This window comes from Salinimicrobium sediminis (assembly GCF_900215295.1).
GTDB classification, from domain to species: domain Bacteria; phylum Bacteroidota; class Bacteroidia; order Flavobacteriales; family Flavobacteriaceae; genus Salinimicrobium; species Salinimicrobium sediminis.
In genome coordinates, this window is sequence record NZ_OCMF01000005.1 from 50,865 (window position 1) to 62,997 (window position 12,133).

Annotated in this window: 8 protein-coding genes; 2 read left to right on the forward strand and 6 right to left on the reverse strand. The window is 42.4% G+C overall.

The features are described 5' to 3' along the window. The first annotated feature begins 123 nt into the window (after nucleotides 1-123). Nucleotides 124-1,728, forward strand: a complete 1,605-nt coding sequence (locus tag CRO16_RS14925) for a hypothetical protein (RefSeq protein ID WP_097057210.1) — start codon at nucleotides 124-126, stop codon at nucleotides 1,726-1,728. Nucleotides 1,729-1,996: 268 nt separating this feature from the next. Here CRO16_RS14925 and purL read toward each other — a convergent pair whose 3' ends face one another. The 3 genes from purL to CRO16_RS14940 all read right to left on the reverse strand — a co-directional run bounded on the left by purL (nucleotide 1,997) and on the right by CRO16_RS14940 (nucleotide 8,942). Next, nucleotides 1,997-5,674 (reverse strand): phosphoribosylformylglycinamidine synthase, encoded by a 3,678-nt coding sequence (gene purL / locus CRO16_RS14930; RefSeq protein WP_097057211.1) that lies wholly within the window; start codon nucleotides 5,672-5,674, stop codon nucleotides 1,997-1,999. 126 nt (nucleotides 5,675-5,800) lie between these two features. After that, on the reverse strand, nucleotides 5,801-7,639 hold the full coding sequence (locus tag CRO16_RS16435; RefSeq protein ID WP_097057212.1) for an endonuclease: 1,839 nt from the start codon (nucleotides 7,637-7,639) through the stop codon (nucleotides 5,801-5,803). Between the two features lie 88 nt (nucleotides 7,640-7,727). After that, nucleotides 7,728-8,942 carry an RsmB/NOP family class I SAM-dependent RNA methyltransferase gene (locus CRO16_RS14940; protein ID WP_097057213.1) on the reverse strand — a complete coding sequence of 405 codons (1,215 nt, stop codon included), beginning with the start codon at nucleotides 8,940-8,942 and terminating at the stop codon, nucleotides 7,728-7,730. 74 nt (nucleotides 8,943-9,016) lie between these two features. On the opposite strand from CRO16_RS14940, the gene CRO16_RS14945 reads away from it, so the two are divergent. After that, complete coding sequence (locus CRO16_RS14945; RefSeq protein WP_097057214.1) at nucleotides 9,017-10,081, forward strand: WD40/YVTN/BNR-like repeat-containing protein; 1,065 nt, start codon at nucleotides 9,017-9,019, stop codon at nucleotides 10,079-10,081. 62 nt (nucleotides 10,082-10,143) lie between these two features. Here CRO16_RS14945 and CRO16_RS14950 read toward each other — a convergent pair whose 3' ends face one another. Genes CRO16_RS14950 through CRO16_RS14960 form a run of 3 tightly spaced genes read right to left on the reverse strand, consistent with a single transcriptional unit; the run spans nucleotide 10,144 to nucleotide 11,673 of the window. Further along, nucleotides 10,144-10,587, reverse strand: coding sequence for a hypothetical protein (locus CRO16_RS14950; RefSeq protein ID WP_097057306.1), 444 nt, complete (start codon nucleotides 10,585-10,587; stop codon nucleotides 10,144-10,146). Between the two features lies 1 nt (nucleotide 10,588). After that, nucleotides 10,589-11,095, reverse strand: coding sequence for a hypothetical protein (locus CRO16_RS14955; protein WP_097057215.1), 507 nt, complete (start codon nucleotides 11,093-11,095; stop codon nucleotides 10,589-10,591). A gap of 32 nt (nucleotides 11,096-11,127) precedes the next feature. Continuing rightward, nucleotides 11,128-11,673, reverse strand: a complete 546-nt coding sequence (locus CRO16_RS14960; RefSeq protein WP_097057216.1) for an RNA polymerase sigma factor — start codon at nucleotides 11,671-11,673, stop codon at nucleotides 11,128-11,130. Between the last annotated feature and the right edge of the window lie 460 nt (nucleotides 11,674-12,133).

Below are 12,133 nucleotides of genomic sequence, written 5' to 3' on the forward strand. Positions count from 1 at the left end.
CAGTAAATTTATAGGCCTTGCCTCCCAATATTTAGATACTCTCTAAGTCAGGAATCCTTCCTGCCTAGGAGTTTTTGTGCGTGTAATTAACCATTCAATAAATATTAATTAAACCATTCAGTTATGAAAAAAATGAACGTTTATCTATTGGGATTGACAATTCTAACCTTCGTATTTTCTTCCTGTAGTAAGGAAGAGAATAAAATTGACCCCGAAACCGATTTTGCTACCCTGACCTTTAGTGCCATTGTAGAAGATCTTACTAACAAAGAAACCAGTAAACAATCAACTGCCGATATTCCAATTTGTACCGATGACACTCCTGCCTATGTAGAGATCATTCTAATGCAGGAGGATTCAGAAATTGTAGGTTCTGCGGGTGATCCATTTAGAATAGATCTCGTTGCCGGGCAATTATTTACACAAGAAGTTCCGGAACTTCAACTAACCCCGGGTAATTATACTCTGGAATATTTTGCGGTGTACAATTCAGCAGGAGATCCTATCTGGCTTGCTCCTACGGAGGGAAGCATTCTTTCTGAATTTGTAGACAACGCCCTGCCCTACAACATTAGTCTCGGGGCAGGAGTGAAAAAATATGTGGATGTTTCTGTTCTTTGTTATGATGATCGTAACGTCAACGAATATGGTTACGGATTCTTTGATTTTGAAACAACGGAGACATTTGAATACTGCTTCTTCGCCAATTACTGTGATGAGAATGGACGCCATTATCCTGCCCGTTATTCTGTAGACATTACAATAGATGGAGAGCCTGTTGTCACCGGAGTGATCAATACTACAGGAACTAACGAAGACGGAGATTGGTATGCAGATCCTTTATGCCTCCACTTACCTGACCTTCCGGAATTTGATGACGATGAAGAGTACCTGGATTATACTGTTACCTTGCTTGACTGGGAAGGTGTATATGATGCAGAAGAAATGACCATTACCGGCAGCCTTAGCCGAAATGACATAATGGAAAATTTTAATGGTGATGCAGGAATAGATTACGAGCACTTGAGATTTGGATGTGAAGATGGAAATGGGGAACTTCCGGATGGGATTCCGAGTTTTGATGCCGCCGCATTTTCAGATCCAACAAATATCACCAATCCATACTACGGTCCTCCTTCCGATGCTATCTATGAATATGAAGTGTATGAAGTGGAAGATGGAGAATGGGGTGATGAACCTGAAGAAACCGTTTTGATCGAGCGTAGAACTTCAACCAAGGAAGTAATGGGAATCACTACCGTAATCCAGCATGATGTAGTGTTTGTTGACGGTGTAATTATTGAAGATACAGACGACTGGCTGGCCCAGGATGATGACGGCAACCTCTGGTATATGGGTGAGTATTCAGAAAGTTACGATGAACTGGGTAATTTTTTAGGAACTGAAGGGTCATGGGAAGCCGGAGTAGACGGGGCCCTTCCCGGCTACTGGTTGCCTGGAAATCCTGTTGTTGGACAATTCTATTACCAGGAATATTATGCAGGCGAGGCAGAAGATTATGCTGAAGTCATTGCACTAGGAGAAACAGTTGAGGTGAACGGGATAATTTATGAAAATGTCATGATCACCCGCGATGTTAATCCTTTCGAACCTGAAGTGTATGAATTGAAATATTATGCTCACGGCACCGGGTTAATCATGGAGGAAGCTTATGAAGAAGGCGAGCTGGTAGAAGTAGTTATCCTTATTGGTATCATGATGGAATAGAAATTAAAAGTTCACCTATACAAAAAAAAGCTCCCGGTTTTTCGGGAGCTTTCTTTTGTAAAGAATTACTGTTACTCGTGTTTCTCTGCCCAATTTCTGGCGTTCACCGAGAATTCTATCCATGAAAGATGTTATATCGGTTCTTTCTCATAGGGTGAACTGTATTTCCCCACACCGACAACCAAAAGTTTCTGGGTATAGACTAAAAAAGGTCAATAAAAAAGCTCCTGTAAAAACAGGAGCTTCAAAAATGTCATTTTTAAAGGTATTATTTTTTCTTCTCCAGCCACTCTTTTGCATTCACAAAAGCTTGTATCCACGGAGTGATCTCATCATTTCTGTCTTTTGGGTAATGTGCCCAGTTCCAGGGGAAGGTGGATCTTTCCAGGTGAGGCATCATGGCAAGGTGACGCCCGTCATCACTTACTATCATTGCCGTGTTGTGGTGTGACCCGTTAGGGTTGGCGGGATATTCCTCATATCCATATTCACCGATGATGTTATATCGGTCTTTCTCATAAGGGAAACTGAATTTTCCTTCGCCGTGCGCAGCCCAGATTCCCAGGCGGGTGCCGGAAAGCGAATGCATCATTACCGAATCATTATCTGCAATCTCCATAGAAGTGAAATTACATTCGAATTTATGAGATTCGTTATGCAGCATTTTTGGCTTCTCTTCATGATCTGGATGTAAAAGGCCTAATTCTATGAACAGCTGGCAACCATTACAAACTCCGAGGGAAAGCGTATTTTCTCTCGCAAAGAAGTTATCCAAAGCTGCTTTGGCTTTCTCATTATACAGGAAGGCTCCTGCCCAGCCTTTGGCGCTTCCTAAAACATCTGAATTCGAGAATCCTCCCACTGCGGCTATAAACTGAATATCTTCCAGCGTCTCCCTTCCCGAAATAAGATCGGTCATGTGCACATCTTTTACATCAAAACCTGCAAGATCCATAGCATAGGCCATCTCTCTTTCAGAATTCGATCCCTTTTCACGAATGATCGCTGCCTTAATCCGCGGCTCCCCACCTTTGGAGGGGCCGGGGGAGGCAGGTAACTTTCCTGTGAATCCTTCCGGGAACCTGAACTGCAGTGGTTGTTTTGCATAATTGCGGTAGCGCTCGGCGGCGTTATCCCTTCCGCTTTGTTTCTGGTCGAGCAGAAAAGAAGTTTTTGCCCAGGTATCGCGCAGCTTCGGAATATCGAACTTCAAAGTTTCTTCCCCGTTCTTTATTTTTAGGGTCTTGCCTTCAGTTACTTTTCCGATCTTGAAGAATTCGACTCCTTTTTCCTTCAACATGTCTTCTACAGAAGAATCTTTCCCCTGAAATACAATTCCACAGTTCTCCGAAAAAAGCAATTTTACGCTGTCCTTTTCTTTCAGCTTTGTAAGATTAAATTCGGCAGCAAGATTCACATCCGCAAAACACATTTCCAGCAAGGTGGTAATAAGCCCACCCGAAGCTACATCATGTCCTGCCAGAATGAGGTCCTGTTTGATCAACTTCTGAATCGCATTGAAAGCGGTAGCAAATTTCTGATCATCCTTAATTGTTGGAGCCTGAGCACCCACGCGGTTAAGGATCTGTCCAAAAGAGGAACCTCCTAATTTAAATTCATCCTGTGAGAGGTTTATATAATAAATTGCGCCTCCGTCCTTTTGCAAAACAGGTTCAACAACCTTTATGATATTGTCACAGTGCCCCGCGGCCGAGATGATGACCGTTCCGGGCGCCAGTACGTTGCCATCTTCATAACGCTGTTTCATAGAAAGTGAATCCTTTCCCGTCGGCACATTAATTCCGAGGGAAATTGCAAAGTCTGACACTCCCTGCACAGCTTCGTAAAGCCTGGCATCTTCACCTTCATTATTACATGGCCACATCCAGTTCGCAGATAAAGAAACCGATTTCAAGCCTTTTTCAAGGGGAGCCCAAACGATGTTGGAAAGGGCTTCGGCAATGGAATTCTTTGAACCCGCAACAGGATCGATCAACGCCGAAACAGGGGAGTGGCCAATTGAAGTTGCCACACCTTCTTTTCCTTTGTAATCGAGGGCCATCACGCCTACGTTATTCAGTGGTAACTGAAGGGGACCGGCGGTTTGTTGTTTAGCCACCCTTCCGGTTACGCAGCGGTCAACTTTATTGGTAAGCCAGTCTTTGGAACCCACAGCTTCCAGTTGCAGTACCTGCTCCAGGTATTTCTGAAAGTTTTTCGGGTTATATTCAACTTCGGAATAATTTCGCTCGATGGTCTTGTCCTTCATCACCATTTTTGGTGAACTTCCAAACATATCTCCCAGCGCGAGATCCATTGGTTTAGCGCCTGTTTTCTGACTCTCAAAGGTGAATTTCCTGTCTTCGGTTACTTCACCTACGGCGTAGAGCGGTGTTCTCTCGCGTTCGGCGATCCTTTTCATTTGCTGCAGGTTCTCTTCAGAAATGATCAATCCCATACGTTCCTGGGACTCGTTTCCAATGATCTCCTTTGCCGAAAGCGTGGGATCTCCAACAGGCAATTTGTCAAGATCGATATGTCCACCGGTATCTTCCACTAATTCGCTGAGACAGTTTAAATGGCCTCCTGCACCATGATCATGAATGGATACAATGGTGTTCTCATCTGCCTCCACCATTGCACGAATGGTATTTGCAGCGCGTTTTTGCATTTCGGGATTGGAACGTTGGATCGCGTTTAGTTCGATCCCGCTGCTGAATTCTCCAGTGTCTGCAGAAGAAACCGCTGCACCGCCCATTCCAATCCTGTAATTCTCACCTCCTAAAACAACGATCTGATCTCCCTTTTTTGGAGCTCCTTTGATGGCCTGGTCTGCTTTTCCATAACCAATTCCGCCGGCAAGCATGATCACTTTATCGTAACCCAAAGCTCTCCGGTTTTCCGAATGTTCGAAAGTGAACACCGATCCTGCAATAAGCGGCTGCCCGAATTTATTACCAAAATCTGAAGCCCCGTTAGAAGCTTTGATCAATATATCCATCGGAGTTTGGTAAAGCCATGGCCTTGCAGGAAAAGCTTTTTCCCACTCGCGGTTTTCTTCCAGCCTTGAATAAGAGGTCATGTAAACAGCGGTTCCTGCAAGGGGCAGCGAACCTTTTCCCCCCGCAAGCCTGTCACGGATCTCGCCACCGCTTCCGGTTGCAGCCCCGTTAAAAGGCTCTACTGTTGTAGGGAAATTATGGGTTTCGGCCTTTAAAGAGATGACCGATTCAAATTCTTTTTTCTGATAATAATCGGGTTTGTCTGCCGATTTTGGCGCAAACTGCTCCACCCTTGGACCTTTTATAAAAGCCACGTTATCTTTATATGCTGATACGATCTCGTTAGGATTTTCTTCAGAAGTTTTCCTGATGAGCTTAAAAAGGGAGACAGGTTTTTCCTTTCCGTCGATCTCGAAAACTCCATTAAAGATCTTATGGCGACAATGTTCGGAATTTACCTGAGAGAATCCGAATACTTCAGAATCGGTAAGCTTTCTCCCAATCCTTTTAGAAAGATCTTCAAGATATTTTACCTCTTCATCATTAAGGGCTAATCCCTCTTTGTTGTTGTAGGCAGCTATATTATCGACTTCTTTTACAGGTTCGGGTTCTATGTTGATGGTAAAGATATTTTGATCCAGACCTTTATACTTCTGGGAAAGCATAGGATCAAAATCATGATAATGCTCATCAACTTTGTAAAATTCTTCAATACGGCGAATGCCTTCAATACCCATATTCTGGGTAATCTCCACGGCATTTGTACTCCAGGGAGTGATCATGGCAGCACGCGGACCAACAAAAAAATCTGCCAGGGCAGATTTTTCTAAATATTGTGCGTCTCCAAAAAGCCAGTCAAGTTTAGCGATATTTTCGGCCGAAAGTGCCTTATGCGTATCGACCGCATATACTTTATTGGGGTAATTTCCGAAGAATAAGATCATTCTGTGGGTTTTGTGTGTTGTGCCGCAAATTTACATTTTTTAATATTTGTTTTCCTGTCCCAAAAGAAAAAAGCCACTAATTCAGCAGACTGAAAAAGTGGCTTTTAATTTTAGATTTTAGAGAACCTATAGCTCGCCAAATCCTGAAACATCTTCATGATCGGTACTTATCACCCATTCATCTGTAAGGAAAGTAGAGCTGGGAGAAGTTATGGTTGTTTTTCTTCTCATATTCACGTCTTTGGCAAAATCTGCCCCGCCTTCAACTCCAATCAAGTCTATAATTTCGCCATTTTTTACAAGGGCAACAGGATCATTACCGTTGAAATTCACGATGTCATGGTTGATCTCAATGTCTGCCTGTAAACCGGCGTAATCTGCACCTTCATTAGCGATTACCAGAACTGCACCTGCTTCAAGAGTTCCCTGAAGCTGGTAAGCGTCACCCCATCTTGCAGGATCACCATTTGTCATTTTCTTAAGGGAATATGCCGATAGATCTATAGCTTCAGAAGTTGGGTTACCAATTTCCAGGATCTTATTATATCCAAAACCTTCGGTATATTCACTGATGATTAGATCTGTGCTTCCGGTTTCTCCGGTTGCTACTTCTGTGGTAACTTCAACTGCGGCAGAAACTTCAGAAACATTATCGTAAAGATCTCTGGCTGCTACAGCAAAGGAGTAAGTCGTAACTGCTGTAAGTCCGGCAACAGTATATTCATTGGTTTCTACAGTTTCGTAGAATTCCCCGTTCATGTAGATATCATAGCCGGCGATTCCTGCATTATCTGTAGACGCATCCCAGGTTAAAGTAACAGAGGTTACTGCTACATTTGAAACTTTTAGGTTCTGTGGAACAGATGGAGCTTCTTCATCGGCATTAGTGGTACCTTCAACAGCGGCACTGGCATCAGAAATATTTCCGGCAGCATCTGCTGCGGTAATGGTGAATTCATAAGTTACTCCGGGATCAAGACCTTCCACGGTAACCGAAGTTGAAGAAACGGCAGTATAATATTCTCCGTCAACATTCACATTATACTTTGCAACCCCTTCATTATCTGTCGCAGCTTCCCAGCTTAAGGTTACGGTTTCAAAGGTCACTTCATCTACAGTAACATTTTGAGGTACAGTGGGGGCTTGAGAATCTGGTTCCTCAGCCTCTCCATCCCAACGATTGTCGGCTTCCGGTCCTTCCCAGATGCGGGTAGCAAGATGTGGATTGTCAATAAATGGATTACGGTTACCCTGTGCATCCTCGATAACCTCGTTTCTTTGCTTTTCAATAGCAGAAACAGGATCCTCAGCATTCCATTCCAGGAAAAGATCCATACCTCCCATGGTATCAAAAGATTCATCATATCTCAGGTTCATGTACATGATGATCCTGGCTACATCGCCTCTCCATTCATCTCCCGGAAAGAATGCTTCTCCTTTTAATGAATATTTTCCTTCTCCATCTATATAAGGGTAGTTCCAGCGTAGCGTGTTTACATCTTTATCGGCTACTCTAAGTACATGAAGATCGGCCTCAGCTTCATTTTCCAGATAAGAGCGGGGATAGATGTGTTCTGTGTTAAAGGTTTGCGGAGAATAGGAATTATTACCTGACTCATATTCTCTTTTGTCCCTGCTTTCCCCGGTGTAAACAAGAATTACATTGTCGGGATTATTAGGATCTTCATCGGCGTCATATAAATAATCATGCCTTTGAGTATATTCAAGGAAAGTTCCATGTTTAGCAATGGTGTGGGCCGCGAGTTCATCATATAACTCAGCTCCCTCCAGGTTAAAATCCACGCCGGCATAATAGGCGTCAAGAGCTTCAGGAATTTCATAAAAATTTTCAACTACAGGTGGCTCAGGTTCCGGTTGGGGATTGATAGGATCACCTCCGTCATCAGAACTACAACCTAAAAGGAAAAGCACTGTCAAAAAGGGTAAATAAAAGGTATTCTTCATTGTAAAGAAATTATAGATTGAGGAAATATAATGTTTAACTGCAAATCTAAAAGATTATTTAAAAAACGGCTGCGAATTGCTTCTGAAATTATTTTTTCTCTAATAATGCCATGTAAAAACCATCAAAACCGGTTTCACTGGAAAGGATCTTTTGTTGATCCTTTAAACTGAAATTTTTCCCATCTTCTGAAGCAAGAAATTTCTCCACCTGTTCCTCGTTTTCTGAAGGTAAGACAGAGCAGGTTGCATATACCAGTTTACCTCCATCTTTTACCATTTTAGAATACTGTTTCAGGATCTCCTCCTGGGTCATTTTTATAGTCTCTATAAATTCCGGCTGTAACTTCCATTTTGCATCGGGATTACGGCTAAGGACTCCAAGTCCGCTACAAGGTGCATCGATCAAAACCCTGTCTGCACTTCCGTAAAGCTTTTTTACCACTTTGGTAGAATCTATTACGCGGGGTTCAATATTATGAGCACCGGCGCGACGGGCGCGGCGTTTTAATTCTTTCAATTTATTATCATAGATATCTGTAGCGATCAACTGGCCTTTATTTTCCATCAAGGCAGCCAGGTGCAGAGATTTTCCTCCGGCCCCCGCACAGGTATCCACCACTCTCATGCCGGGTTGAACTTCAAGGAATTGTGCCACCATTTGTGAAGAGGCATCCTGTACTTCAAAAAATCCATTTTTAAAAGCTTCTGTTCTAAAAACATTGGTTCTTTCATTGAGCTGAAGTGCATCAGGATAACCTTCTAAAAAGGTAGTTTCTATTCCCTCTTTTTGAAGCTCCTGTTGTAGTTTTTCCCGCGTGGTCTTAAGGGTATTTGCTCTTAACACCACAGGAGCCTGCTGATTGAGGGCATGAATTTCCTTTTCCCAAACTTCTTCTCCCAATTCCTTAACTCCCATCTCATCAAGCCAGTCTGGTACTGATTCCCGGTATTTCCTGATCTTGCTTAGTTCATCAAATTTTCCTTTGATGCGGCGGGTAGGAACAGGCTCGATCTGTTTCCAGTCAGACGGAATTTCAATCCCTCTTAAGGTCGCCCATACTGCAAACAGCCGAAAAAGATTTTCCCTGGAATAAGGTGCCTTAACTTCAGCAATTTCAGAATAAAGTCTTTTCCAGCGAACTATGTCGTAAGTGGTTTCAGCAATAAAGCTCCGATCCCTTGCTCCCCAACGTTTATCTCGTTTCAGGGTTTTTTCGATGACCTTATCGGCATAAGCTCCTTCATTAAAAATTTCACTAAGGGCATCAACGGTAGCAAAGACCAGATTTCTGTACAAGCGCATAAAAATAATTTAAAGGCGCAAAGGTAAGGTTTTTAAACTTCGGAAAAATCTATCTTTACCTTCAAATTCCGGATATGAAGCGAATAAGTTTTTTGCTGTTAATTTTAATAATCGGGTGTAAATCAGATCCTAAAAAGGAGCAACTGCCACAGGTTTCTGCAGTCGAACGCGGGCCATTTTCTGAAGTGGAAATGGAGGTGTTGCTTGAGGATTCGGTAAGCATTAGGGCAATTGAGATCATGGGTAACGACGTGGCCTTTGCAGGATCCAACGGGACCTATGGCATTTATAATTCGGCACAGGACCAGGTGCGGGTGAGCCGGCAGCAGTATGATTCGATCTATCCTGAATTCAGGGCAGTGGCAGGAACTTCTGAAGATTTTTTCATGCTTAGCGTCGCTAATCCCGCTCTTTTGTTTAAAACCGGCAACGGCGGGCGCATGGAGCTGGTTTATAAGGAGGAGCATGAAAAGGTATTTTACGACGCTATGACCTTTTGGAATGACGAGGAAGGAATCGCAATGGGAGATCCTGTAGAGAATTGCCTTTCTATCATTATTACCCGGGATGGCGGGAAAAGCTGGGAAAAACTTTCCTGTGATGTTATTCCGGAAGCTGCTGAAGGCGAAGCTGCATTTGCTGCAAGTAACTCCAATATTGCCGTACAGGGGGAAAAGACCTGGATCCTCTCAGGAGGAGCGAAATCGAGGATCTATTATTCGCCGGACAAAGGCAAAACATGGGAAGTCTTTGATACCCCGCTGGTGCAGGGGAAGAGTACCCAGGGTGGTTACTCCGTGGATTTTTATGATATGCTGCACGGTGTGATCATAGGCGGCGATTATACAGCTCCCGAAGAAAACACTTCTAATAAAGCCGTCACTAAAGATGGCGGTAAAACCTGGAAACTTATTGCGGAAGGAAAAGACCCCGGATATAAAAGCAGTATTAGATATGTTCCGGACGGCGAAGCAGAAGAAATGGTAGCGGTTGGTTTTAGCGGAATTTCTTATTCCGCAGACGGCGGGACGAGCTGGAAAGAACTCTCTAAAGAAGGCTTTTACACCCTTAGGTTTTTAAACGATACAACTGCGTATGCGGCAGGAAAAAACAGGCTGGCCAGGTTGACCTTCAGGTAAAACAAGAAATCCGGCGCTTTTTACAGCCACCGGATCACTCTAACTAACCAACCAAAATCTAACTATCGATTATTTTTCGATGCCTGCTGTCTTTCTCTATACTCACGCATCATTTTTTGATTAAACTCATCCTCGACCTTTTTTAGCTGCATGATCCTGCGGGCTGTAAAGATCTTTTTCAGGTCGTTGTAATATTTCTTTTTTAGCAGGTAATCTTCCCGCTCAATCTCAACGTATTCTTCCAGTTTTGCATCGGCATTTTCTTCAGAAAGGCACTCCATATTAGCAACTTCGGCTCTTTCCCGGCGATAGAGGTTTCTTCTTTTCTCTTCATATTCATTGTACACCGGCCAAAACTGCTGTGCTTCTTTGGCAGTGAGGTCAAGACCCTCGGTAATGTAAGCTGTTTTTAACGCCCTTATCTTCTCGCGATGTTCATCTCTGTCCTGTGCTACAGCATAGAGAGAAGCAAACAGGAAAAAGGCAAGAAAAATTATTTGTTTCATTTTAATCTTCATTAAGTAGGAGTGCGGGCTCTTCTATGTTTTCATTAAGATATTCGAGCAACGCTTCTTTGTCAATATTGGGGTTTGCAGAAGCTGTAAAATCATAATTTTCCGGATTATTCTTTGGATCATCATGATCTATAGATTCTAAAAGGTAATTTTCCACGGCAGTTATATCCAGATCTTCAAAACCGGGATCCTGCGACTGGTTAAATACTACAGAGGTAAGCAATACCGAGAGTACAGCGGCAATACCCGCCACATAGGATAAGGTACGACGATTGAAAAGAGAAATTACTTTACCTTTTTTAGGAGTCACTTCCAGTTTTTCAAAAACACGACCTTCCAGTTGCTCAAAATAATTTTCAGGTACTTTAAAAGGTGTTTGTCTGAGCTTATTTTCTTCAAAAAACATTTCTACCATCATACGTTCCTCAAAGTTCCCGAAATAATCTTCGGGGACTTTAAAGCCTGATTGTTTGTGATATGGTAACCTGTTCTCTTTCATTTGTTTATTTGACTGAATTTTCTTCTCAAGGTTTAAACTTGTTTTAAATATTCTTCGATTTTTTTGGTTGCATGATGATAGGATGCTTTTAAAGCACCTTCAGATGTTCCCAAGATATCGGAAATTTCTTTGTATTTCAATTCCTGGAAATATTTCATATTAAAAACCTGCTGTTGCTTTTCCGGAAGGGCAGCGATGGCTTTCTGAAGTTTTAGCTGGATTTCATCCCCTTCAAAATACACGTCATTCTCCAGGTTGTCAATGATTTGCTGTTGAAGCTCTTCTGAACTTATACTCTGCTTTTTTGCCCGGTTATTTAAGTGGCTGATAGCTTCGTTGGTGGCAATGCGGTACATCCATGAAAATAGCTGACTTTCTCCTTTGAACTTTTCTATGTTCCTGAAGATCTTAATAAAGGTATTCTGCAACACGTCATCGGCATCTTCGTGATTTTTAACAATGTTTCTTATTTGCCAGTAAAGACGTTCCTGATAAAGTTTTAAAAGCTCCCTGAATGCCTCATTGCGGGATGCAGGATCCTGTAGCTGAAGCACTAATTTTTCTTCGGAAGCATTCACAATAGTTCTGTGGAATTTTAAAGCCGATAAAGATAAAAGGATTTCCTTAGAAATTACAGAAGTGATTATGACGCCTTATTCAGGGCAAAACATCGATGAAATACACAAAATTAGGATAAAATACACAAAAAATTTGGTAGTGATGTTTTTTGTAGTATCTTCACATTGTGAAAAAGATATCTTTTTTGCTCCAAATGAGAATGTCTTTCCGCCGTTGCCCCAAAGTGGCGTTAAGATCAGGAAAAATGGATGGACCTACTTCATCCATTTTTTTCTTTTACAGCCTTCCCACGAATTTTTAATTTCTTTTGTAGTCTCCTTGTCGAAAAGAAGAATAACTACCACTCATAACTCAATTAATTTCCGCAGCTCCCGCAGATAAATTTTAAAAACAATATCAGGTGGATCCTCATTAAAATTCCTCTGTTCTAAATCGTCCTTCTAATTTCGTACTTCTGAC